Annotated in this window: 24 protein-coding genes; 23 read left to right on the forward strand and 1 reads right to left on the reverse strand. The window is 65.1% G+C overall.

Annotated elements, in window-relative coordinates; genetic code table 11:
- The first annotated feature begins 24 nt into the window (after window positions 1–24).
- The 19 genes from AC0693_RS18440 to AC0693_RS18530 all read left to right on the forward strand — a co-directional run bounded on the left by AC0693_RS18440 (window position 25) and on the right by AC0693_RS18530 (window position 22,049).
- On the forward strand, window positions 25–3,489 hold the full coding sequence (locus AC0693_RS18440) for a C40 family peptidase (protein WP_478741298.1): 3,465 nt from the start codon (window positions 25–27) through the stop codon (window positions 3,487–3,489).
- A gap of 41 nt (window positions 3,490–3,530) precedes the next feature.
- Complete coding sequence (locus AC0693_RS18445) at window positions 3,531–4,148, forward strand: hypothetical protein (RefSeq protein ID WP_478741299.1); 618 nt, start codon at window positions 3,531–3,533, stop codon at window positions 4,146–4,148.
- A 110-nt stretch (window positions 4,149–4,258) separates the two neighbouring features.
- On the forward strand, window positions 4,259–4,423 hold the full coding sequence (locus AC0693_RS18450; protein WP_478741404.1) for a tail protein X: 165 nt from the start codon (window positions 4,259–4,261) through the stop codon (window positions 4,421–4,423).
- A gap of 193 nt (window positions 4,424–4,616) precedes the next feature.
- Complete coding sequence (locus tag AC0693_RS18455) at window positions 4,617–5,588, forward strand: contractile injection system protein, VgrG/Pvc8 family (RefSeq protein WP_478741300.1); 972 nt, start codon at window positions 4,617–4,619, stop codon at window positions 5,586–5,588.
- The gene (locus AC0693_RS18460; RefSeq protein WP_478741301.1) at window positions 5,585–6,244 is read left to right on the forward strand and encodes a phage baseplate assembly protein V; all 660 of its coding nucleotides are present in this window, start codon (window positions 5,585–5,587) and stop codon (window positions 6,242–6,244) included. Before AC0693_RS18455 ends, AC0693_RS18460 begins: the two co-directional genes overlap by 4 nt.
- A gap of 27 nt (window positions 6,245–6,271) precedes the next feature.
- Window positions 6,272–7,384 (forward strand): poly-gamma-glutamate hydrolase family protein, encoded by a 1,113-nt coding sequence (locus AC0693_RS18465; protein ID WP_478741302.1) that lies wholly within the window; start codon window positions 6,272–6,274, stop codon window positions 7,382–7,384.
- Between the two features lie 84 nt (window positions 7,385–7,468).
- On the forward strand, window positions 7,469–8,974 hold the full coding sequence (locus tag AC0693_RS18470) for a baseplate J/gp47 family protein (protein ID WP_478741303.1): 1,506 nt from the start codon (window positions 7,469–7,471) through the stop codon (window positions 8,972–8,974).
- Between the two features lie 9 nt (window positions 8,975–8,983).
- Window positions 8,984–9,796, forward strand: coding sequence for a hypothetical protein (locus tag AC0693_RS18475; RefSeq protein ID WP_478741304.1), 813 nt, complete (start codon window positions 8,984–8,986; stop codon window positions 9,794–9,796).
- Between the two features lie 30 nt (window positions 9,797–9,826).
- Complete coding sequence (locus AC0693_RS18480; protein ID WP_478741305.1) at window positions 9,827–12,601, forward strand: hypothetical protein; 2,775 nt, start codon at window positions 9,827–9,829, stop codon at window positions 12,599–12,601.
- Between the two features lies 1 nt (window position 12,602).
- Window positions 12,603–14,288 carry a hypothetical protein gene (locus AC0693_RS18485; RefSeq protein ID WP_478741306.1) on the forward strand — a complete coding sequence of 562 codons (1,686 nt, stop codon included), beginning with the start codon at window positions 12,603–12,605 and terminating at the stop codon, window positions 14,286–14,288.
- 68 nt (window positions 14,289–14,356) lie between these two features.
- Complete coding sequence (locus AC0693_RS18490) at window positions 14,357–14,626, forward strand: hypothetical protein (protein ID WP_478741307.1); 270 nt, start codon at window positions 14,357–14,359, stop codon at window positions 14,624–14,626.
- 157 nt (window positions 14,627–14,783) lie between these two features.
- Entirely contained in the window at window positions 14,784–15,857 is a 1,074-nt protein-coding gene (locus AC0693_RS18495) for a hypothetical protein (protein ID WP_478741309.1), read from the forward strand.
- A 70-nt stretch (window positions 15,858–15,927) separates the two neighbouring features.
- Complete coding sequence (locus tag AC0693_RS18500; protein ID WP_478741310.1) at window positions 15,928–16,185, forward strand: hypothetical protein; 258 nt, start codon at window positions 15,928–15,930, stop codon at window positions 16,183–16,185.
- On the forward strand, window positions 16,182–17,174 hold the full coding sequence (locus tag AC0693_RS18505) for a helix-turn-helix domain-containing protein (protein WP_478741311.1): 993 nt from the start codon (window positions 16,182–16,184) through the stop codon (window positions 17,172–17,174). The genes AC0693_RS18500 and AC0693_RS18505 overlap by 4 nt, the downstream gene beginning before the upstream one ends.
- Before the next feature lie 75 nt (window positions 17,175–17,249).
- Window positions 17,250–17,948, forward strand: a complete 699-nt coding sequence (locus AC0693_RS18510; RefSeq protein WP_478741312.1) for an ATP-binding protein — start codon at window positions 17,250–17,252, stop codon at window positions 17,946–17,948.
- Window positions 17,938–18,183 (forward strand): hypothetical protein, encoded by a 246-nt coding sequence (locus AC0693_RS18515; protein WP_478741313.1) that lies wholly within the window; start codon window positions 17,938–17,940, stop codon window positions 18,181–18,183. Before AC0693_RS18510 ends, AC0693_RS18515 begins: the two co-directional genes overlap by 11 nt.
- Entirely contained in the window at window positions 18,183–19,457 is a 1,275-nt protein-coding gene (locus AC0693_RS18520; protein WP_478741314.1) for a DnaB-like helicase C-terminal domain-containing protein, read from the forward strand. Before AC0693_RS18515 ends, AC0693_RS18520 begins: the two co-directional genes overlap by 1 nt.
- A complete protein-coding gene (locus AC0693_RS18525) occupies window positions 19,432–20,409 on the forward strand; it encodes a CHC2 zinc finger domain-containing protein (protein WP_478741316.1) in 978 nt (325 codons plus the stop codon). Before AC0693_RS18520 ends, AC0693_RS18525 begins: the two co-directional genes overlap by 26 nt.
- Window positions 20,409–22,049: a DEAD/DEAH box helicase gene (locus tag AC0693_RS18530; protein WP_478741317.1), complete on the forward strand. Its 1,641-nt coding sequence runs from the start codon at window positions 20,409–20,411 to the stop codon at window positions 22,047–22,049. Before AC0693_RS18525 ends, AC0693_RS18530 begins: the two co-directional genes overlap by 1 nt.
- Here AC0693_RS18530 and AC0693_RS18535 read toward each other — a convergent pair.
- A complete protein-coding gene (locus AC0693_RS18535; RefSeq protein WP_478741318.1) occupies window positions 22,028–22,219 on the reverse strand; it encodes a type II toxin-antitoxin system Phd/YefM family antitoxin in 192 nt (63 codons plus the stop codon). The genes AC0693_RS18530 and AC0693_RS18535 overlap by 22 nt on opposite strands.
- A 134-nt stretch (window positions 22,220–22,353) precedes the next feature.
- On the opposite strand from AC0693_RS18535, the gene AC0693_RS18540 reads away from it, so the two are divergent.
- The 4 genes from AC0693_RS18540 (at window position 22,354) to AC0693_RS18555 (ending at window position 24,681) form a co-directional block, all read left to right on the forward strand.
- Window positions 22,354–23,244, forward strand: coding sequence for a hypothetical protein (locus AC0693_RS18540; RefSeq protein ID WP_478741320.1), 891 nt, complete (start codon window positions 22,354–22,356; stop codon window positions 23,242–23,244).
- A gap of 209 nt (window positions 23,245–23,453) precedes the next feature.
- Window positions 23,454–23,972 (forward strand): hypothetical protein, encoded by a 519-nt coding sequence (locus tag AC0693_RS18545; protein ID WP_478741321.1) that lies wholly within the window; start codon window positions 23,454–23,456, stop codon window positions 23,970–23,972.
- Window positions 23,969–24,457, forward strand: coding sequence for a MerR family transcriptional regulator (locus AC0693_RS18550; protein ID WP_478741322.1), 489 nt, complete (start codon window positions 23,969–23,971; stop codon window positions 24,455–24,457). Before AC0693_RS18545 ends, AC0693_RS18550 begins: the two co-directional genes overlap by 4 nt.
- The gene (locus AC0693_RS18555) at window positions 24,454–24,681 is read left to right on the forward strand and encodes a hypothetical protein (protein WP_478741323.1); all 228 of its coding nucleotides are present in this window, start codon (window positions 24,454–24,456) and stop codon (window positions 24,679–24,681) included. The genes AC0693_RS18550 and AC0693_RS18555 overlap by 4 nt, the downstream gene beginning before the upstream one ends.

Consider the following 24,681-nt stretch of genomic DNA (forward strand, 5'->3'; position numbering starts at 1 on the left):
AGGAACGGAAGGAGGCGGCCTCCAGTGGCTGAAGAGCTGAACGCCGAGCCCAATTTCGGAGGCCGTCTCCTCGGCACCAACCACATCCAGCGGTCTGCCGACAAGGTCGCCCGGGACATCGACAAATTCGGTGCCAACATCGCGGCACTGAATCGGGCGTTGCAGAACGCGGTCAACTCGGCCACCAAGGGTGCCGCCTACCGCGGCCAGCCGACTCAGGCATTCCCTGCGGCCAACCAAACGACTCGACTCAGTCCCGCCCCCGTGTCGCACCCGCCGGCCAACACCGCGACCCAAAGCGGCACTTTCGTCCACCCGACGAGTGGCCGCGTATACACAGGCCCGCTGGCCGACCGTCTGTCCTCACGGTACGAGGCGCAAGCTCTGGCCGCGCAGAACCGGGTGGCATCCTACGCCGCACGCGTGGATCGGCAGCAGACTGTCTACCGTCAGGGACTCGCTGCCCAGCAGTGGGGGAGCCAGGCTGGCCAGACTGCACAGCATCTCTCCGCCATGCGGGCAGCACAGGACGCTCGCGACGCCGCGCGAATGTCGCGGGCACAGATCCGAGAGCAGACCGAACGTCAGTCCCAGCGGGTGCAGGAGCAGCGTCTCAGCTCGAACGAGGCTGCCCGGCAGTACGACACGCAGCGACAGCAGGCGGACCACGCTGCGCAGATGCAGCGCCTGGCGGAGGAGCGCCGCCGGCGTGAGGAGCAGCAGCGGGAGGCAAGGGTCGCCGCTCAGGCGCGTCTCGTTGCTCGGCAGGCTGCAAGCCAGCGCCGGCAATATCCAGGTATCAGTCCCGACCTCAGGAGCCGCTTCGAGGGGGCCTCCGCGGATCGGCTGGGTCAGGCGCACCAGGCCCGGGTCGACGGGTACTACGGGCCCCTGTTCGATGACGCAATCCGGCGCCAGGACGCCGCCAACAACACGACCTGGGGACTGCGGGCCGGCCAGAACATGTGGGCCTACAACCGCGTCACTGGGCTGTCGCGGTCCACGTTCTCCGCTCAGGCCGGTCAGAGCAGTGCACCGTTCTATCTCACGCGAAACTCCACTGTGTTCATGGGTGGCGGTGGTTCCGGGTCAGGCGGTTCTGGCCCCGTGGTACCTCCCGCTGGTGGCTTCGGCGCTACAGTCCCCGCCAACAACTCCGGCGGCGGCGTAGGGGGCAGCGGAGGCGGCGGTCAGGTCAACGCTGGCGGCATGTTCAACAGCGCCTACCAGGCCGCGAAGAAGTACGGCGACCGGATGAAGCCGCAGATGGAGGAGATGGACCGGTACACCAACTGGGCGGCCATCGCCTCGGGTGGTGCGCCCAAGGGAACCGACAAGTGGGACTGGAAGAACAACATCCGTGACCACTCGTACGGAACCGTGGTCGGTAAGTCCACTGAGGACATCTCAAACGCGCAGTTTCTGCTGGACAAAAACCTAGGCTTGACCTACGGCTCCTCCGAGCAGAAGGCCGCCCGCGGCTCTGCGTTCGGCGCCTCGTACATGGCGGGCCTCGATGCCGAGTCCGGCTCAAAGCTCATGTCCAGCCTGTACAACCCGCAGGCATCCCTGGCTGCCCAGAGGCTTGGATACGGACGCACTATCGGCGCCGGCGGTAAAGCGCGGTCGATCGGGGAGCTGTCCGACTCGATCATGTCCCGCACCTTCGGGACCAGCTCTATCGACGCCAAGAAGTTCGCTGCGGCCACGGCCTCTGGGCAGGCACTCGACTTCAACGTAGATCAACTGGGCAAGGCGTCCGGCTGGGACGAGGCCACTGTCGACAACCTGAAGGAGTTCATGCGGGGGAAGAACACCCTGCTGAACAACTCCAAGATGTCCTCCGCGGAGGCGGATCAGCTGATCGCGGATGCTGCGGAGACCGGCAAGAAGGGCGATGCGGCGCGAGCAAAGCTGTCCAAGTACGGGGTTTCGGAGAGCCTGGGGCAGTCGCGGAAGACGTTTGAGGCCCAGGAGCGGCAGCACGACGCCACCATGGGCGACAGCTTCGCGCCAGCCATGGAAAGCGCCACGAAGGCGGTCCAGAAGTTCGAGAGCGCCATTAACAGCGTGCTGGAACTCCCCGGCATCAAGCAGACCGTGGGGACGTCGGGTGCCTGGGCATCGGTCACGCAGGGCGCAGTTGGCAAGGTCAAGGGCGCCTGGGATTTCGCCAAGCGACTCAACCCCATCGGTATTTTCGGTGGTGCCGCTGGTGGCGCCGCATCCGGCGGGAGCTCAGGGGACGGTGAGGCCACAGCCAGCGCCGACCACCTGTCGAACGGCAGCGCCGCCAACGCAATCAAGGTCGCACTGTCCGAAGTCGGCAAGCCCTACGTATGGGGTGCTGAGGGCCCTGATGCCTTCGACTGCTCGGGTCTGATGCAGTTCGCGTTTGCCCGTGCCGGAATCAGGCTGCCGCGCACGTCCGAGGAACAGATCGGCGTGGGCATTCACGTCGAGAAGGACAGCATCCAGCCCGGTGACCTTCTGTTTCCCAACCCGGGACACGTCATGATGGCTCTCGGTGGCGGCAAGGTTGTAGAGGCACCGCGAACGGGGCTGGACGTACGTGTGCGGTCCTTCAACCCCGGCGAAATCAGCGAAGTCCGACGCGTTGCGAGCTCTGTCGGTTCGCTCTCCTCCTACAACACGGGCAAGAAGCAGACCGATGACAAAGCCGGTGCCGGCAACGCTGGGTACTACGGCGGCTCGGGCACTTCCTTCAGCCAGGAGGAAGTCGACGCTCTGGCCGGGATCCTTGCGGGCGGGGGCGGCTTCTCCATGGGGTCGCGGCAGGCGGGCACGGGTCGCTCCGTCAACGACGACAGTACGAGCAAGATCAGTAGCGCCCCCTCTAACCCGCAGGGGAACGCGGCCTTGGGGAAGAAGCTCGCGGCTCAGCGAGGCTGGACGGGCAAGGAATGGGACGCGCTCTACCAGCTCTGGCAAAACGAGTCGAACTGGAACGAGACGGCTGATAACCCGACCAGTGACGCGTACGGCATTCCCCAGGCGCTGCCGGGCTCGAAGATGGCTGCTGCGGGCAAGGACTGGGCGACGAACCCGGCGACCCAGATCAAGTGGGGTCTGGACTACATCGCTGGCCGGCCGGACTATGGCAAGCCGTCCAAGGCGTGGGATCTATGGCAAAAGCGAGATCCGCACTGGTACGCGGTCGGTGCCTGGAAGATCCCCGAGGACCAAGACGCGGTCGTCCACAAGGGCGAGATGATCATTCCGGCGGCCAAGGCAGAAACCATCCGGCAGGCGCTGATCAAGGATTCGGTCAACGTTGTCTCGCCTGGCGGCGCTGCCGCCCAGGGCGTCAGCGGTACCGGCGGAGTGTCGCTGTCCTTCGCCAAGGGCGCCATCTACATCGCCGTCAACGGCGCCATGACCGACCGGGCCGCGTCCGACGCAGCCAGGAAGGTAGTCGACTACATCGCGGCAGACAACCGCATCAAGCAGCTGGGAGCTGGTGTCTGATGCCTACGACCTTCAGTTCCAACCCGCGTTTCGACCCTCGGATGACAACCATCCCGACGTTGGGTCTGCGGGACCGGGAAGTCGGGGCCTATTGGCGAGGGGCAATCATCCGGGATGAAAACCTCAACGACCAAGCGGCAAAGACTGCCTACCGCGTGAATTTTCTCTTCAACCCTTCCACGATCTCGGTCTCCCACGACGCGGGCGCGAAGCTCACACAGGACCAGCAAGCGACGGACGGCCAGTACGTTGCCGCATCCGGTATCGGACAGGTCAGCTTCTCCCTCATTTTCGACCGAACGTACGAGGTCAACGGCACCTACGGCGGGGCCGACGCTCGCGACCACGGCGGCGACCCGCGCAGTCTTGGTGTGCGGGCGGACGTCGAGGCCCTGTACCGGGTAACCGGCGTCTTCGATGTCACGGCCACAGGTGTCAATGCCAGCCAGATCCAGCCGATGCAGTCGTACAACTGCTACATCTTCTTCGGCGGTGACACGAGCAACGGAACCAGTCCGGCGTTCAGCAACGCCCTTTCGTATTACGGGTACATATCCCAGCTATCGGTGAACTACACGCACTTTACGAACCAGATGGTGCCCCAGCGCTGCGGTGTAGCCATAACCGTCGAGTTGACTCAGAAGGTGCCGTCACAGTGATCGCCGCCAACTCCCGATACGCCAACAACTCGACGACCATTGTTAACGGCAGGGACGGCCGGCCCCGTAAGGTGATCGTGCCTAAGGCGGCAGACGTCCTTCGAGTCACAGTGACCGTCCACACGTGGTCAGAAGGTGACCGGGTGGACATTCTTGCAGCTGTCAATTATGGAGATCCCGCGCAGTGGTGGCGAATCGCAGAGGTCAACCCGCACATCATGAACTGGACTCACGTCCCGGTTGGTACGAGAATCAGGATTCCTTTTGCGATCTAGTCGTGCGGCAGTTCTGTCGGTGGAGACTCCTGCGCTGGGTCCAAACAAGTGGGTCACCGACGCTGTCATCACGCAGGCTGAAGGCCAGCACGAGGTCGCGGAACTCACGGTCATCCACCAGGTTCCCCGCGGAACCTCGACGCGCACGGGGTGGCCTCTAGACCGCTACGGCCTCCTGGCACAGGGCACTCCCGTGTCCATCCGCTACGGCACGGCCGGCCGGCCGCGGACTTTCTACGGGTACGTCGTTTCCCTCTCGGTGAGCGGCGACAGCATTCCCCAGGCATCCGCACACTCTGTGCAGATCCCCGTCGTGTACACGCTGCTCGGACCCACCAGCCGAATGCAGTCCCAGGCCAACAGGATCTGGCCGACGGCCACTGCCTCGTACATTGCACGTCGTCTTGCCCGTGCAGCGGGACTGCGCCCCCAGGTGCAGCGTCACGGCCGACTGTTCGACGCCCTCATCCAGCAGTCGGCCTCTGATTTCACATTCGTCCGCGGCCTGGCCGCCGAGGTGGGGTACCGGCTGACCGCCACCGGCACAACGCTGGCCCTCACCGCTCCCTTGGTCTCCCTGAGGGAGAAGCAGGATGCGGTCCCCAGCTTCCGGTACGACGCCTCCACCCACGACACCGTGGAGTCCTTCCGGACCACCGCCGGGGAAGCCGACCCGCGAGGCGGGATCCGCACACGCAGGGAGGGGTACTCCTACAACCCCCATACCGGATCTACGGTCCGGCAGGTAGCACCGGAAGCACGAGACGCAACCCTGACCCAGTTCAGCGTCGGCCGGCCATTCGCCTCCCAACGCGAGGCACAGATGGCACTGAGCGCTGAGGTCCATCGCGAAGCGCTCTGGGTGCATGCGAAAGCCACCGTTGTGGGCGAGGCGTCGCTACGCCCTGGTGTCGAGATGTCCTTGGATGGCTCCGCCGTGGGGCCGTCGGACCGTGGGCTGTGGATGGTTCGGTCTGCCACCCATCGCATCTCAGTAGTGCCGGGCCAGCCCGCCGCTGGCCGGTACTGGACCGACACAGTGCTTGGCCGCAACCGGCCAGACGGCCTAGACCTCGTGAGTAAGGAAAAGGTCCTTGAGGTGCTCCCTGACATCACGTTCCTGCGCCATGGACGGTGGCAGGCCGGGCAGATCGGACGACCGTGATACCCAGCAGCATCACGCCGCGCAGTGACGTCTACGCCGCGGTCGTCACACACAGCCAGGATCCTCAAGGAGCCGGCCGGGTGCGGCTGCGCATACCGCAGGTTTCCGGCACCGCCATCACCGGCTGGGCATCGCCGTCCGGCACGCTACTGCGCCTGCCAGCAGTTGGCGAGCGGGTGTTCGCGGCCTTCGAGGGGGGTGGCATCCGCTTGGTGTACTGGCTGTCGCAGTCGGTCACCAAGGTCGACGAGAAGCACTACGCCCACGCCAGCGTGCACGCATTGGGCACGTTGCCTCCCGCAAGCTACACCGCCCTACCTTGGGCGACCGTGACGCAGTCGACGGCAGGCATGTGGACTCCCGCGGACCCCGCCCGCTTCTACGCGCCAGTCGCAGGCTTGTACCGCTTCAGCGTCAACGTCGAGTGGACCAGCGGCAACAGTGAATGCCGCATCGGAGTCGGCCGCAACGGTGAGCTGGCCCCCAGTTGGCAGATCGGATACGTCGCATCCACGACCGGGAGCAACGGCGCAGGGAACACGCTGCCGGTACTCATGAGCGCTGGTGAATCACTGTCTGTACTCCTTTACGCAGACGGCGCCGCTTCGCTGCCCTCTAACCGATGCGTGGCCCTGTTCGAATGGGTCGGACCGTGACACGCGCACTACCTCTTGGAGCCCTCCATGGCTGACACCTACGCCAGCTTCGCCGAACTCGCGGCGCACGAGAAGTTGGGCGTCGACTATCTCATCTCCGCTCGGACCGTCCGAGACTCGGCAGGCGCGCACATCGCCATCCACGGTGGCCGAATCGAGCCGGCGACTACACAACTCGCCGACCATTGCGCCGCCGAAGGACAGGCATCCTACTTCTCGTTCCAGGGCATCAAAAACGACAACAACTCAACCCTCCATGTCACCTCGACACGGTTTGCGCACTCCGCACTCTTCGAGATTCTGGCAAACGCGGACTGGGCAGTCTCCTGGCACGGCACTGCCGGCTCGGACCAGACGACCTACCTCGGCGGCAGTGACCTGGAGCTCATGGCCGCGATCTCAGCGCGACTGACAGCAGCGGGATTCAGCGTTTCGGAAGCCCCCACTGAGATCGACGGCAACGACGTCCTGAACGTCGTCAACCGCACTAGGCGGCGAGCTGGCGTGCAGCTCGAACTCAGCAGAGGCCTGCGGGAGAGTTTTTACGTAGGTGGAGACCTTACGGGCGCCGCGCTAGCCAACCCCGCCAACCGCACCGACGCCTTCTTTGTCTACGCCCAGGCAGTCCTCTCAGCGATTGCCACCACCAAGACCGCCTCAACGGCAACGGGCGACCATCCGTCGCCCTCGGGCGCGCAGCTGATGTCCAGCACGGCCGGCTACCCCGGCGTCGGGTCACTCCAGCTACGCATGCCTTTTCAGCTCGACGCCATGGGCCGTGTCGCTGTGACCACTGCGCCCGATCAGATGCTCAGCCAACGGGCTCGCGGTGTCATAGGGACGACGCCCGGCGAGTACATCGGAGCACCCGCGTTCGGTAGCGACATCTCCCAGGCCCTCTTCCGGCCCAACGACCCCATCGCTCCGCTGATCATCACGGAGGCAGTCAAGTCGGCGATGGCCCGATGGGAACCTGCCGCGATCATTACCTCGATCACCCCCGTCGTCCACGACGACCAGGAGGGCATCGTGGATGTCGAGGTTCAAGTTGCAGAGTCTGCCACCCCGGGTGTCGAAGTCAGGCAATCGGAAACCGTGAGCATTCTGCCGGGAGGGCGCGTTATCGGCGGTTCCCTCTAACGCTTGGCAGTCATCCGCTCATAAACTGAGTTCCATACGGTGCACGAATTGGGAACCCCGTTGCCCAGTTCAGGAGTTATCGCCGTGGCGAATTTGACGTCGAGCACGCCAGCCATCGACTACACCTCGAAAGACTTCGAGGGGTTCCGCGATGCGATGCTCGCCCACGCCAGCCGCGTGTATCCAGAGTGGACAGGGCGGACGACGGCGGATTTCGGTGTTCTGCTGGTCAACCTCTTCGCGCACATGGGTGACATCCTCAGCTACTACCAGGACGCCGCGGCCCGTGAGGCCTTTCTGGAGACCGCCACCCGCCGCTCCTCTGTGCTCTCCCATGCCCGGACCCTTGGGTACACCCCGGCCCCCGCAGCCGCAGCCACTGGAAGTGTCACGTTCGCTACGGACCCGACTCAGACGACAAGCGTCGTGCTCCCGGCCGGTACCCAGGTGACCACAGCCTTCATCGCCAGCCTCGATGCGCCGCTTGTTTTCGAGCTCGACGAGGAGATCACAGTCCCCGCTGCCGGCGGGGCGGTCACGGCAAGCGTCACCGAGGGAGCGCGCGCCGGCTCGGAGCTGCTGACGCTCAACGCGGGCACGACCATGGAAACGGTCGTCTTGGTCGACGCGCTGGGGACTTCGGATGGGACCCCCAGCCAAGCCTTCGTTCTCCCGGCGTCACCAGTCATTATCAGCAGCGTCCGCGTCTTCGCGGGAGGCGAAACCCCTACCGAGTGGCACGCCACAAACACGCTGCTCACGGCCACGGCGACAGACGACGTTTGCCTGCTCTCAAGCGACGACACGGGCGCCCTCACCATCACATTCGGCGACGGCATACTCGGTGCTATCCCAGCCCTGGACGTCCCCATCTACGCCAGCTACCGAGTCGGCGGTGGTGAGCGCGGCAACCTCGCGGCCAACCAGATCATCGACATAGCTGACGGTACGGCAGGTGTATACGTCGCCAGCTCCTCCGCAATGACCGGGGGCCGCGAGATCGAGGACACCGAGTCCATCCGCGTCAACGCGCCCAAGGTCCACCGCGCGCAGGACCGCGCTGTAACGCTCCGGGACTTCGAGGATCTGGCGCTCGCGGTTCCCGGCAACGCCAAAGCCAAGGCGACCGGCAGCCACTATTCCTCAGTCACCATCACCATCATCGGCGCCGACAACGACCTGCCGTCCGAGGACCAGGTCACTGCCACCGTCCGGTACGTACAGGACCGCACCCTCACAGGCGTCTACGTCAGCGTGACACCAGGAACGCTGGTGCCGATCAACATCGGATCTGCAACGAAGCCAGCAGTCCTCGGCGTCTACGACAACTTCCGGGCGGCTGACGTGGTTCTCGCCGCGCGCAAAGCCGTCCAGGACCTCCTGTCCTCACAGCGCTCAAGTTTCGGCCAGCGCATTCCGGCCTCGCGCATCTACGCCCTTCTGGACGCAATCCCCGGCGTGGAGTACGTAGCCCTCCCACTGCTGGCCCGCGCGGACGGCCCCCAGACCGGCACGCAGGACATCATCTGCCGTGACTGGGAGATACCTGTCGCCGGCCAGATCTATCTCACCGCTGACGGCGGCCAGTAAGGACACCAGATGACCAAGGTCTACCCCAACGCCATCCGCACGTTTCCAGCCCACAAGGACGGCCGTGATTTCGTCCTGGCCGCCGACGTCAACGAAATCCAGGATGAACTAACCGGGGTCGAGGCTGCGGTGGGCATGAAGCCCCACATCTACACGACCGCCTCCGGCAAAAAGGTCGAGTACAAAGACGTAGCCGCGCGCCTGGACTCCATGCAGCGATACGACGACCAGGTGGCCACCACGGTCAACAAGTTGATTGACGCCTCCGAGTCCGGCTGGAACCTGCCTGTGGCATCCATGCGCGGAACCGGCACGAGCATCCCTGCGTCGGTCCGCCAGATCTATCCCAGGGATGACTGGCACGGCGTCGGCTTCAACCTGCCGATCACCGACCCACTTGGGCTGTGCCAGAACGGGCCCACCATCACCTGCCCGCGGACCGGGTGGTGGATCATCACGATGCGGGTCATCGGTTTGATCGCCTCTGGTCCGTCCAACCTCGACCACCTTCTCTACGCCCGGCTGTGGCTGGAGGACCACGGTACGGATGTGGCCACGGGCAGCTCCACCCAGCCGCGGGGCGGGACCAGCGCCTACCACAGAACCGACCTGACCTATTCGGGCGAGTGGTACCAGGGCGAGCGACTCCAGCTCCAAATCCGCCACATGGACTCCCTGCACGTCGGGATACGAGGGAACTACCCCAACCCGGTGCCGCCCACCACCGTCTGGGGATGGGCGGGCTTCACCTACATCCGCGCCCTGCCCAACGCCAGCCACACGCGCCCGGTGGCCGACCTCGACCCTGCCTACCCGTCCTAGCCCTGCGGCCCACCACCAGGAGAACCATTCATGGCCGTCTATGGCTACGACTACTACGGCAAGACCCTCTACGGCGCCGAGAGCGCCGTGCAGTACAGCGTCGAGCCAGTCATCGCCACCTCCATCGCGCCTGGACACATCCGCCTCACATGGGGCGCAGCAACCCAAAACACCTGGACTGCACTGCGCATCGTGCGCAGTCCATTCGGTGTCCCTGCGCACGCCGACAACGGCACCGTCATCGCTGAAATGGCCCGGGACAACCCGAACCACACCTACCACGACCTAGATCTGCCCCAAGGGCGTTTGTACTATTACGCCCTGTTCCTCGGCGTCAGTACCTGGTCATCCACCGACACGTACCAAGCCGGAGACGTCGCGGCGTACAACGGCGTCAACTTCGTCGCGCTCAAGGGCAGTACCAACAAGTTTCCAGGCGGAGACCCCGGTTACTGGCAGGCCAACGTGGGCGACGCATGGGTACGAGCCGGCGCAGCCGCCGGCCTTTCCGTCGCCGATCACGGTTACTCCCTTCGCATGTACCAGGGGATACCGCGGCCCTACCGGCTGGACACGAGCGAGGTCACTGGCTACGAAGACGGCATCACCAATCCGGACCTCGCCAAGTTTCTGTCGATCTTCGGACACCAACTCGACACGCTTGCGACAGAGACCGACCTGCTTCGTGACCTGCACAACGTTGTCTCTGCGCCCAGCAGCGCGATCAGCGGCCTCGCGCACCAGCTCGGCATCACCACGGAAATCAGCGATGACCCGCTGAGCCGGCGCCTGCACGCCAGTAAAGCCACGACCATCGCACGCAGCAGGGGAACCAACCGAGGCATCGCCGACCTCATCACCACCCTTACGGAGTGGGATGTCGACATCGACGACAGCACCAACCTCATGCTCAACCAGGACCAGGCCAACTGGGCAAACCCCCACTTTGCCGACTGGGATACGGACCTCACGTACCAGCGCGGCGATGTCGTAAGGCACGGCGGCGCGCTCTGGACGGCGGTCAAGCCGGTCAACACGATCAACGCCGACACCATGACCGTCGCAGCGAGTTCCGGCACCGTGACGAAGTACACGCCGCCCGGGTCGTCGTCATATGGCGTCTGGGGCACGTACAAGCCGCGCTTGTCCCTTAGCGGCACCACGAACGGCTACGTGACCGTGAACTTCGCCGTCGCGGCCGGCGGAACCTATGACCTCTCCATCAAGGCCGTGGACGGTACTGCCTACGGCCGGACTACCTACAGCGTGGACAACATCCCAAGTGCCCTGGGCACTGTGGATCATTACCTGGCGGGCGTGGTCGCACCACCGTTTGGGGGGACGGTCTACAGAACAGCCTCCAAGGCCCTCTACCTCGGCCGCTACGATCTCGGCGCCGGCACACACACCCTGAAAATCCAGATTGTCGGCAAGAACGCGGCGGCAAAGGACTACCTCGCCGGTTTCGACTCCCTGGGCGTTACGGAGCTCGTGGACCTAGCGGCAGGCCAGGAGCCGACTCTCAGCAGCATCTGGTGGTCCAAGATCACCGACCCCACGGGAGTCGACGTCGGCGCCGCCATGATGAACCCGATCACCCTGGGGCCGTCCACATGGACCCTGCGAAACCTCAGCAATGGTTCGTACCCCGGCGGCCTCAGCGTGGCGACCGGCCTAATGTCCGTCACCTCGACAGACGTCGACAACAACGCCGGCACGGTACGAAACGTAGGATCCGCAGCCAGCACCCTTGGCGTCCGCTCAGTAGGCACCCCTACTGCCAATACGTGGTCGAGTACCTCCACCTACACGCTGGACAACCTGGTACGCGACGATGCCGGAACCGTCTGGCGAGCCCTGCAATCGAGCGAAGGTGTGGCGCCGGGCAGCAACCGCCAGGTGTGGGAGATCGCCGACATCCAGGGCAGCGCGCCGTTGAGCATGGCGTCGATGGTCCGTCAGTGGGGCATCCCGCTGCACATCCTTCCGCAGTGGAGCCCCCAGGTTCGATATGTCACCGGTGACCAGGTCGCGTTCAACAACTTCGCGTACACGGCACTGGCCGACTCCCGTAACGCGCAGCCAGACGGCGACGCGACCGACACCACCTTCTGGCAATACGCCGGCCCGGCCCAACAGAACTTCACTACCTCCGCATATACCACCTCCCTGTCCGGTGCGACGGGCATCTCCGCGCGAGCCTTCATCGACTGGTACGACGCCCAGGGCACGGCCATCTGCACCGTCACAGACGGCCCGCCCTGGAGTAGCGGCTTCTTCCAGCGCTTCGACGAGCCCACGACCAGTCTTCACGGCACCAAGGGATACTCCAGCGCCTGGACATGGGATGGATCCGGCGCCTGGACGACGAGCGGCACCTGGATCGTCTCCAACGGCATGCTCTCCGCAATCGTGCCCAGCACCACTCCTTACAAGGTCTGGGCTCTCCAGAGCATCCCTTGGGGAACACCGATCGGGGACCTGAAGTTCTACATCACCTTCATGTCGCGTCCGCGCCTGGGCTCGGCCGCGGAGCAGGGGATCTTCTTTCGATCCGACAGCAGCACCACGAACTTCTGGCTGGCTTCGCGTACTCGCCTGACCAAGACCGCGGGCAGCACGATCACCACCATGGCCACGTGGCCGGAGATCCCCGACGGCGGACGCATCTACGTTTCCCACACCAGCGCCCTCATTGAGGTCTACCAGTACATCGGGCCCGGCATCGCGCCGAAGAGGCTGGCATCACTAGCCCAGGCCGCGCCGGACGGCGCTTGCTTCGGCCTGATGGAAAGGAGCCTGTGACATGGCGGTCTACCTTGTCTCCTCCCAGATGGCGCAGGCCACGTCCACAGCGAGCGGCAGCGATCCCGTCACCTCGTTTTCCACGCAGATCGTCGCATCGGCCACCTCGGTTTCCAGTGGCAACGCCGCGGCCAGCGTCCTGCGCCCCGCGGGAGGTTTTGCGGACATCGCCGTCGGCAACTCTGTTTCCCCGGACCCAGCCATGTCCTACATCGCCGGATCGGATCGCCCGACCGTGACGACGGCATGGCAGCGCATGAGCCTGACTGCGACTGCGCCCATCGACTACAACCGCGGCCCGGCCGGGAAGCTTTGGTCGGGCGCCGCCTACGCCAGTGTCGGACTGCGCTTCGAAGACCTCCCCGCCGACAGCACAGTGGCGTTCGACCGTGTGCAGTTCGGCAAGGCTCCCAGCGGAAACCTGCTCAACCGATCGGCCGCTTTCCACGACGACCACATGTGCTACGAGGGCGGACCCGCCACCATGGCCACCCGTACTAGGGAACGGTCACTTGTCGGCGGGTGGTCGGCGAAGGTGGTGCAGCTGACTTCTCCACCGGCCGGCGCCACCGGCTGGGGACTGGACCCACACACGGACGCTCTTGCCGCCCTGCAAGCGGGAGGCGGTCGCGTGACCGCGCGAGTTTCGGTGTCAACCGACGTCCCGCGGCGATGGCGGGTGCGGGTCCGCGCGTACGACTCCAATTACGCGGAGGTCTACGACGGCCTGAGCGCCGTGGGCGACAATACCTCGTTGGCTGGTGGCGTCTGGTCCACCGCACAGGCCAGTGTCACCGTGCCAAGCACCGCCAGATACGCGTCCGTGACGCCCTACGTCTTCTGGGACGGAACACCGGTCGCAGGGTGGTACTACTACTCCGACTCCCACTACCTCGCTTATGACAGTGGTAGCGCGGGATACCGCGTACCCGCTTGGGAACCTCCGCGCAATTTGAAGATCCGAATCAAGCCGAAGCGGGTCAACCTCCTCAACAACCCGGGATTTACCGCCGATCTCACCGGCTGGGGCGTGTACAGCGCTGCTGGCGCTCCATATCCTATGACCCGCGACGGAGCAGTGGGGCGGCGTGCCGGCGGTTCCGCAAAATTCCAGCTCCCGAACACCTATACGTCAAACCTGTCTGTGGTCGGGGTAGGGGCGGCCAGTAGCAGGCGGCCTGACGCCAAGGGTGCTGACATGCTGCGCACCGGTGTACCGCACACGATCTCGGCATGGGTCAACGTTCCCGCGGGCTACCCGCCCGTGGCCGCTGGGGCATGGGACCCGGCAGCGACCGTCTTCCGCCTGGGCCCTGATAGCGACTGGATCAAGGCCAACCGCCCCGACCTCGTGCAGGGCAGCTGGGTCCGCGTGTACTACACCTGGACCCCGCCGGACACCACCACCCGGGAGTTCTTCGGGGGTGTTCTCGCCCCTAGCGCGGCGTTGCAGAACAGTGCTTCCGGAATGCTCTTCTGGGTCGACGATGTCCTTCTGGAAGAGACGTCCGAGCTGCGCGATGCATTCGACGGTGATGACTTCTCCGCCGATTATCTCTGGCAGGGTGCAGCGAACATGTCCAGGAGCCTCTATTTTCCGGGAAGGGCAAGGAACGTCAGTCGACTCACGGAAATTCTGAAGGATAATGTTCCGTGGGGAACGACTTTCGATCTCCTTTTCTCCTGAATATCGGAGCGTTAATGGACAAGGTAAGCCTAGTCAACCTTCTCGTCGGTGGATTCCTTCCCCTCGTAGTGGCTTTCGTATCCAAGGAGACCTGGGCGGGCTGGGTCAAGGGCCTGCTCCTGGCGGCCCTGGCCGCCCTCAGCGGCCTCGGCACTGACTTCGTCACCAACTCGGCATCCTTCGACCCGACGGTGGCCGGCTGGAGTGCCGGTGCTGCCTTCGTGTTCGGCGTGGCCGCCCACTTCGGCATCTACAAGGACTCCACCCTTCAGGACCTGCTAGCCAAGGCCCTGTACAAGGTGCCGGCCGCCGTCCAGGCGGTGGAGGCGGAGGGCTAAGCACTCCTCCCGCATAGAAGGCCCGCCCTGGGAACGGGGCGGGTTTTCTGCTTGTAGGTCAACTTGTGGAACAAGTTGTAGGTTAAGATGTTGCACAAGTCTCGACCTCTCTGGCGCGTTCGCGCACAGGCGCGGCGTGCCCGCACAAGGAGCACACTTGCCCACCACCTCCATCTCCATCGCAGTCGCCGGTGCCGGCCCAGTCGACGCGAACACCGTCACCGAGCTGCTTGACGACTGGCTCGGAATCGATGCGAACGGCGAACCCACGACCCACGACGAAGTCGCCTTCCTCTTCCCGGCCGCGCAGGGCTACGTCACCCCAGCCGTCAAGGCCATCTACAACTGGACGGGCCAGGTCGAGCCCGAGCCGCCGTACACGGCGATCACCGGCCACACCCTGGACAAGGCAGCCAAGGTCATTCGCGACGGCGCCGACGGCGTCATCACGGCGGCCGACGGCGACAACGTGTACGCCTCGCTGGGTGAGGCCATCGCGTCGAGCGACGGCGACCGCTTCCTCCTGGTCGCTCGCGGCGACGAGGACGGGGAAGAGCTGGCCGAGCTGGTGGACTACCTCCACGGCGAGGATGTCGCCGTCCTGGACCTCCGCGACGCACTGAAGCAGATCGCACCGGCTCCCACGCGAGCCGCAGAGGACGACAACGCGACGTCTGAGAGCTCCGCGACCGCAGCGGCGCCCGAATGCTGTGAAGAGCCCTGTGAAGGCGGCATACAGACCCTCGTGCCCCTGCCGGAGCAGCCCAAGGGCGCGCCCGCGGAGACCGAGGTCCAGCCCTGCGAAACCCCCGAGCTCTGCACGAGCCTGGAGCAGGAGGTGGCGAACGCCCACCGCCAGGCGGCAACGCCGCGAACTTCTGACTCCACCGCCGGAACCGAGCTCGACCGCGAGGTAATCGCCATTCTGGAGAACGTCACCCGGCACCTGCGGTTGCTCGATGAAGCGGACGCTGCCGCACGTCTCTCGCCCGTCCGGTACCGGCCCGTCACCGAACGCGCAATCCAGGTCCTGGAGCGTGCGAAGCAGGCCTCCGCGCAGACCGCTGCCGCCGACGAGGTGGACACGCCGGACCCCGCGCCGTCCGAGACGCCTGTGAAGCGACTCGGCAGCAAGGTCCGCAAGGAGTGGCTGAACCCGGAAAGCGGAGCCTGGGAGCCCCTGCGCGGGCGCCCCCGCAAGGACGTGGAGATCCGCGAGGTAGCCGCCTAAGCCGCGCCTCCCGGCGGGGCGGCTTCGGCCGCCCCGCCTGCCATTTTTCCGGACATGCAGAGGTGACCTCATGAACCACGACGACTACCCCCAGGGCAGGCTGAACGGCTGGCCTGATGCTCCAATCAGCATCCCGCGCGACATCGCCAGCAACACGACGCTCAGCCGGGCGGCGGTGGGCCTCTACGCCTACCTGCTGACCCGCGACGCGGATGCGCCGCTCACCACCGCGGCCATCGCCGAGGAGCTCGCTACGCCGCTGCCGCAAATCAATACCTGGTACGTCGAGCTGAAGTCGGCCGGACTGATCACTGCGGGTAGCCAGTGACCGAGGACAAGCTCAAGGCTCATGAACTGTGGGTCCAGACTCCCCACCTGTTCATTCTCGACCGCAGCATCTCCGACGCGGCCTTCCGGCTCGGATGCCTGCTGGCCAAGTACGCCGGCAAGAACGGCGCAGCCTTCCCGAAGCAGCGCACGCTCGCGGGCGACCTCGGGTGGAGCATCCGCAAGGTCTCTGGTGCCGTCAAGGAGCTGCGCGATGCAGGGTGGCTGACCACCAAGCGCAGGACGGCTGGCGGCCAGTGCAACTACTACCTGGTCAGCCCTCTGGAGCATGGGGGTTACGCAGGATCTGGCGTAGGGGTTACGCAGGATTCTGCGCAACAAGAAGGAGATTCAAAGAATCTCCTTCCTTCGGAAGGGCCGCACGCTTCGCGCCCGGCGCCCCGGAGGCCGAGCCGGCGATCCGAGGCGAAGCGGCGCGCGGTGGAGGCGGCGCAGTACGACCCGGCTACAGTCACCGGTCTGTGGGATGACGATCAGCCTGCGGACGAGGAACCCAGCAGCCCGCAGGCGGCTGTTGAGGCGGCCCTGGACGGCCCCCGCGAGGACGGCCAGGGTGCAGCGGCACCTTGGGGGGTGGTGCACCGCCAGGGCGGCTCTCAGCGGGGCGAACCTGGACCGGATACCGGCCCTGGTCTGGCGAAGTACTGGCGGAAGGTCGTAAGCGCCCAGCCCTGGTCCTTCGGCATGGAGTCCAACTTGCGGGCGTTGGCGAGCCATTTCAAGAAGCTCAAGGACGCTGGGTTCACCCCCGACGAACTGCGCGCCATGGCGGAGCTGTACGCGACGACTGAGGGTCTGCGGAACTCCCGAGCGCTGGCGTGGCAGGACTTCATCGGCAAGCGAGCACTGCTGATCGACGCGGTCCGCAAGGGGCGCGAGGCTCAGGCCATGCACGAGCGTCCGGGCGAGGTCTACAGCGGTTGGAGTGAGCCGGCTGAGCAGGAGCCCGCAGGCGACTGGAAATGGTGAAGAACAACTTGTGTCTTAAGTTGTTCCACAAGTTGTGATTCAATGGGCCTCCCCGCAACGCTCAGGAGGAGGACCGTGCAGACCGTCGAGGCACCGACCAGGGACGAGAGCCTGGTCTGGCGCACCGCCAGGATCCCGGTGAAGCACTGGGGCCAGGGGACTGAGAACCTGGACCGAACTCACCCAGACGTACGCCAAGCCGTCGAAGATTTTGTGGCCACCTGGACCCAGCGCCACATACCCCAGGACGCGGCGATGGCCGAACTTCCCGAGGACCGCAGCCTTATCGGTCGTGGACTACTGCTGTTCGGCAACCCCGGCACTGGCAAGACCACCACCGCCGCGGCCGTCCTCACCAGCATCAGACGCCAGTACGGCGGTCGACGTGGCGTCGTCTTCTTCGTCCCGTTCGCTGACTACGTCCAGGCGCTCATCGACCACCGCAACTGGCGGGACCTCTACCAGGCCACCGGAGACGAACTGGCCCGCGAACGCTTTCTGATTCTCCAGAAGCTGCTCGACAAGGTGCTCACCTGCCCCCTCGTCGTACTCGACGACCTTGGCAAGGAGCACCACACCAGCTCAGGCTTCGCAGCCGACGTCTTCGACGCGCTGATCCGCGGCCGGCATCGCAACGCCCTTCCAACCATCTTGACCAGCAACAACAAGCCCGGCGACTGGGACAAGACCTACAACGCCTCCATGCAGAGCTTCCTCACCGAGGCGTGCGAGGTCATCCCGATGACCGGTAAGGACCACCGCCGTGCCGCATGACACCTGTGAAAAGCCCGTCTACACGCACAGCTTCGACCTGCCGGCCTGGATGCCGCAGCACCAGGTCCAGCGCGTCAAACGCGCCGGACTCACGGTGATCCTGCACCGCATTCGCGAGGACGGTTGCGAGCCCGACTGGTCAAGTCTCGACCTGCGAGTCGAATGGCCGACCAGCCGCACCGGAGCCACCGTCCAAGTCCACACCACCATCGCGGCCCGGAAGGGGGAGAACTGATGAAGGCGGTCCTTTCGCCCGAGCACAAGCTCGTCTGCAAGGTCATCCAGACTGGCGACATCTCCGCCGTCCTGAACGCGAAGATCAAGCCTCGGCACATCGCCGATGGCGAGATCCGCCGCGTGTTCGAGGACATGATCGCCTTCAACGCCGAGTACGGCGTGGCGCCAACCCTCGACGCAGTCCTGGCCGATCACCCCACTTTCAAGCACGCCCAAGTCGATGAGCCGCTCGACTACCTCATCGACCGCATTCGCGGAGCGCGCCGGACCGCCCTGACCGAACGCGGTCTCAACGCAGCCGTACAGGCCCTGGTCGATGGAGACACCGGCCACTCGCTCGACATTCTGCGGGCTCTGATGAGCAAGGTCGCAGAAGACACCCCCGTCGGCAGCGACTTCAACTGGGCACGGACGGTGGACGACCGCCTTGCCACCTACCGTGCCTACGCGGAGCGCGAAGAGGGCGAGCTGATCGGCCTTCCCACCGGCTTCCCCAGCCTCGACAGACTCACCCTCGGCCTCCAGGCCGGCCAGATGGTCACACTCACGGGTCTGGAGAAGTCCAACAAGACCACCACCCTTCTCGCCATCACCCGCGCCATGCACGCCGTCGGCGCCCGGCCGCTGCTCTTCTCCTTCGAGATGAGCGCGATGGAAATCTCCGAGCGCCTCGACGCCTTCCTCGCCGGCATCAGCCAGCGCAAGCTCCGTGGCGGTGACCTGAACGAGCTGGAGTGGAAGAAGCTGGAGAAGGCCATGCGGAAGCTGGAAGGCATGGGCGACTACATCATCGCCGAGGACCCCTCCGCCCGCATGACCCTCGACAACGTCCAGGCGAAGATCGACGAGTACAAGCCCGACGCGGTCATCATCGACGGTGCCTACTTCTTCGTGGACGCCGTCAGCGGAGAGCAGCAGACTCCGCTCGCGATGACGAACATCTCCCGCGGCATCAAGCGCATGGCCGCGCGCAACGCCCTGCCGTTCGTCGTCACTACCCAGGCTCTGCGCTCCAAGCTCGGCGCCAACGGCCTGAACTCCGGCTCTATGGGCTACACCAGCGCGTTCGCCCAGGACGCCACCCTGGCCCTCGGTGTCGAGCAGACCGATGACCCCATGTACTACAAACTTAAGGTCCTGGCCGGCCGCAACGTCCCCAAGGACGAGTGGCACGTACGCCTCGACTGGGAGTCCGGATCCCTCATCGAGGAGAAGGGCGACCCGTTCGGCGAGGAGGTGAGCGAGGATGTCCCGGCGTACGCAGGTTGGTGACAACGACCTCTTCGACACACCGATCCCCGGGGACGTGGAATCGGCGCTCGGCAAGCTGAAGATCGAAATCGTGGGGGAAGACGCCGCGAACTTCCGTATCGCCTGCCCCGCCCACCTTCGCCGGAAGGGGAAGGAAGACCGAAACCCTTCCTGTTACGTCCACAAGGACACCGGGGTCTTTATCTGCTTCTCCTGCGACTTCCGCGGCCCGTTCGTCGCCCTGGTCGCCGAGGTCCAGGAAGTTCAGTTCGAGGACGCCGCGCAGTGGGTGAGCGAGCAGGGCACCATCGACCTGGCCGTGCGGCTCCTGTCCGGCCAGACCTACGCCAAGAAGAAGGCCACCGAGGACATCGGCGAGTCCCACCTGGCACTGTTCACCGATCCGCCGCCCAAGGCCCTGGAATCCAAGCGCATCAGCGCCGAGGCGGCCCAGCGCTTCGAAATCCTGTGGGATCCCCAAAGGAAGTACTGGATCTTCCCTGTCCGCGACGAGGAGGGGAAACTTCTGGGGTGGCAGGAGAAGGGGAAGGGTCACTTCAAGAACTGCCCCGAGGGCATGCAGAAGGGCGAGTCCCTCTTCGGCCTCCAAGCCCTTGACGGTGACGAAGGGGTGCTCGTCGAGTCACCCATCGACACCGCCGTGCTCTGGACGCACGGCATAGCCGGCGGACTGTCGAGCTACGGAGCCATCCTCACCCCCAAGCAGCTCCGCATCCTCGGCGGCCGACTCAACCGTTTGGTCGACGCCCACGACAACGACCACGACGGCCGGCGCGAGCGCACCAAGACCTACCAGCACTTCCACGGAACCGGCCTGATCGTCAGGTACTTCGACTACGCCGACATGGACGTCAAGGACCCCGGCGAGATGACCGCGGAGCAGAACCGGGCCGCCTACGAGCGGGCGTACCACCCGATGATGCGTAGCCTCGCGAGATTCGGGAGGCGCTGATGTTCACCGGAGTGCTCCACCCCTACCAGGCCGAGGACGTGGATCGCATCGTTGAACGCGGAGCCATGCTCGCGGCCTACGGCATGGGCACAGGCAAGACCGTCATGGCCATCGCCGCGGCCGAGATGCTCATGGACACCGACAGGCACATCACGTGCATGGTCGTCGTGCCGGCCGCCCTGAAGTGGCAGTGGGCCGAGCGGATCGCCCAGTTCACCGACGTCGACACCAGGAAGCGTCCGGTAGGAAAGGCACACATCACCGTCCCGGCCGACCATCACTGCACCGTCATAGACGGCACGCCAGTCCAGAAGCGGCGGCAGTTCGCCTATATCCGCGAGAACCGCCCGGACTACGTCGTCACCGCCTACGAGAACCTCGTCCACGACTGGACGGAGGTGCGGAAGATCAAGCCGGGCATCGTCGTCGCCGACGAGGCATCCCTGATCAAGACCTTCAACGCCGACCGTACCCGGAAGATCAAGCGGATCAAGGCCGACCACCGGATCGGTCTGACGGGCACCGTGATGGACAACGGCAACCCGGAGGAGCTCTTCTCTGTCTTCCAGTGGGTCGACCCCGAAGTGCTCGGCCCGTGGGAGTACTTCGACCCCGCCTTCATCGTCCGCAGCAACGGGGGGAAGGGAAGAGGGGGCTTCCCCATCGCCTACAAGAACCTTCCCCTTCTGCACAAGAAGGTCTCCACGGCAATGGTCCGCAAGACCCGCGAAGACCCAGACGTCGCCGTCTACATGCCCAAAGTCGAGCGGGCCACCATCCTCGTCGAGCTCGACGCCCCCACCGCCAGGGTCTACCGGCACATCGCCGAAGACGTCCTGACGGAGGTGACCAAAGCAGCTGGCCACGGCTCCGGCGCGATCGACCTTGCGGCCCTGTACTCGGGCAAGGCCAAGCCCACCGAAGACACCGTGCAGGGGCGCGTCATGGGCCGGCTCCTGGCCCTCCACATGCTCGTCAACCACCCGGGGCTGATCCGTGAATCAGCTGCCCGCTACGAGGCCGGCAAGGGAGGCAGCAAGTACTGCGTCGACCTGATCGCGGCCGGCATTCTCGACGGCGTCGAGCACTCCCCGAAGCTGGAAGAGCTGGTGCGGTACCTGCGAATGGAGCTGATGCGCGACCCAGAAGTGAAGGTCGTCGTCTTCTCCTTCTTCAAGGGCATGCTCAAGCTCATCGCCGAAGCCCTTCCCCAGTACCGCTCGGTGTCCTTCACCGGTGATCACACCGCACTCAAGAAGGCGGAAGCCAGGGCTTACTTCTCCTACGAGAAGGACGTGCGTCTCTTCCTGGCTTCCGGCGCCGGCGGGTACGGACTCGACCTACCCGAGGCGCGCATCCTCGTGAACTTTGACCAGAGGGACTCAGCTGGCGCGCAGGACCAGCAGGACACCAGGCACGTGCGCGCCTCCAGCCGCCACGACGTCGTCTCGATCGTGGACGTCATGGCGAAGGACACGGTGGAGGAACGGCGAGCTCAGCGACGCCAGTTCAAGACCCGCACCGCTGAGGCCATCCTCGACGGCCACGGTGCGGATTCAGACGGACGTGTGGTCAACGACGTCGAGTCCTTGCGTGAAAACCTCTCCCGTTCCCTGTCTCAGTTCTCCGCGGCTGCCTGAGCCTCCAGGGCAGCCAGAGCCTGCTGATACCACTCTTCGGGCACCAGGGCACCCACGTACTTCCCGTGTCGGGTAATCCGGGTGATCTGCCCATCTCGCACAGCAGCGTCGATGTGGTCGCGCAGTTTGTCGCGCGCCTGCTGCACACCGACAGTCTCGATCTTCTCCATGTCGGTAGCGTACCGGCCTGTCAGTTCTGTAAGGTCTGTAAGGTCTGTACGTGAGGCAAGGCGATACGTACACGTAAACGGAAGACGGCCCTGGGCGCGCACCCAGAGCCGTCGAGTTAGGAGAACTACCTCCCATGCGAAACTTTATCCGCCGCAACCGCTCCACGGCGCCGAAGTCGGTGAACCCGGCGGACCCCAACGGCCGTATCCCCGGCGAGCGGTTCACCGTCTTCTTCGTCATGACGGGCGCGGTCTCCGCGATCCTGCTGGCGTTCGGCTTCGACTTCGGCAACGTCTGGGCACTCGCCGCCCGGCTTGGCGTCCCTGATCGAGTGCAGCCCCTGACCGCGCCCGCTGTCACCATCAGCTACCTCGCTCTCATGGTCGGGCAGCAGTACCTCGCCCTGCGCGGCTGGAGTCACCGGGAGCTTCTCAAGCCCCGGCTCTGGCTTCTGCTCATCGGCGCCATGACGTATGCCCTGAACTGCGGTGACGCCTTCCTTGCCGCCGCCTATGGTGAAGCCGCCTTTGACGCCGTCATGCCGACCCTGCTCCTCATGTGGGGTGAGCTGGCGCCGTGGATGATGCGTCAGGTTCACGCCGCCCGTGAGCGGGCGACTGTGGTCCTCGGTGCTCTGGAGCCCACTGTCGAGCAGCCCGCGGTTGACGACCTGGGTCGGATGGTGGAGGAGCTGCAAGCCGAGCTCTGGGCCAAGGAGGTCGAGAATGAGGCTCGTTCCGCCAAGCGGCGCGGTAAGCGCCCTGAGACTCCGCTCCGGCCGACCTGCCGCGAGTTCGTCTGGGCATGGCTCGACGCCGGCAAGACCTATGAGGACCACCCGGCCGCCGCTTGGTACAAGGAACTGGTGGCGGAGATGAGGGAGGAGGCCCCCACTATCGTGCGCTGCCGCCAGCTGATGCGCGAGGAGTTCTGGAAGATCGAGGGTCAGTGGCTCGCCGCCCAGGACGCCAAGGAGAACGCGGACGAGGTGATTGAGCGGATCGAAGAGGCGCTGGCCAACTGAACAGCACCTCTGAAGCCCCGGCGGTCAAAGACCGCCGGGGCTTTCCCATGCACCAAAGAACTGTGGCACATGTTGTTGTTCAAGTTGTTCCACAAGTGCTAATCTGGGGTCAGTCGCCAGGGTGAACCACCGACTATGCGGCGGTCTGAGATACCGCGCATATGTGGTCGCCCTGGCGACTGTCCCTACACGTACTACGAGGAGACGGCGTGGAATTCTCGGACGCCCCAGCAGAGTCGGTCCTGACCGCGAACACGCCGGAATCCGCATTCGAGCGCAAGGCGGCTCAGTGGGCCATCATCAAGGCCCGCGTCGACACCCAGACCAGCATGCTCAACAAGCTCCGCGACGACATGAGCGCTGACCTGCGCACCTTCGGCGTCAAGGACGACAAGGGCAGCTACATCATCGAGCTGCCGGCCGCCCTCTCCGTCGGAGACAAGCGCTTCAAGGGTATGAAGCTGGAGCGGACGACGACCCAAGTCGCCGACGAGGAAGTGGCTGAGAGCATCGCCCGCCACGTCGACAGCGACGAAGCCGAAAGCGTCGAGGCCGGCGACACCGACCCCCCTGAGGCCACGGTGTACGACCGCCTCTTCCCGCTGGTCCGCCAGTTCGATCCGCAGGAGGCGTACGTCCTCTACCAGGAAGGGCGGCTCTCCGACGACGACATGGAGCGCATGTTTCCTGAGAAGGAGGGCTGGCGCTTCGTCCGGGTGGCCGCATGAGCCGCGACTGGCACGCCGAATTCGCCGAGATCGCTGAGCGCCCCACAACCGCCTTCTACCCCGGTTCATCGCGCCGGGTCCGAGGAGCCAAGACTTCCGTCGTGCAGGCCGGCGACGACCACCGTACGGCCACAGGCGAGATCGACGAGAACGGCTGGGACGCCAAGCCGCAGGTGAAAAAGCTCGGAGACCGCTACGTCGAGTTCTTCGGCATCGGAGACCTCGGCAAGGCGCTACGCCGTGACGCAGTCACCATCCGCAAGTGGGAAGCAAAGGGAGTCATCCCCAAGGCCACCTACCTCATCAGCGGCAAGACGACGAACGGTAATAGGCGTCTCTACACCCGCGAGCAGATCGAGGTCATCGTCCGCATCGCGGAAGAGGAAGGTCTCTTCGACGGCGACCCCCGCGGCATCCGGATCACCGATACCGCCTTCACCACTCGCGTGAAGGAAGCATTCCTGGCCCTCAAGGAGCTCGCGTGAAGTCCCCGGTTGTGCAGTACACGAAGAGCGTCACCGAGCGCTTCAACATGGGCTCCTACGAGCACATCGAGGTCACCGCCACAGTCTCCTCCGACGACCCGCGGCTGCTCAACGACGCCCTCGACCAGCTCATGGAGCGCGAGCGCCTGATGGCCGCGGAACTCACCACCGAGACGAACTCCCTCGCGCACGTCCACCCCGCTATCTCCGACGACGAGGACTGA

The organism is Streptomyces sp. NPDC043876, assembly GCF_056435825.1.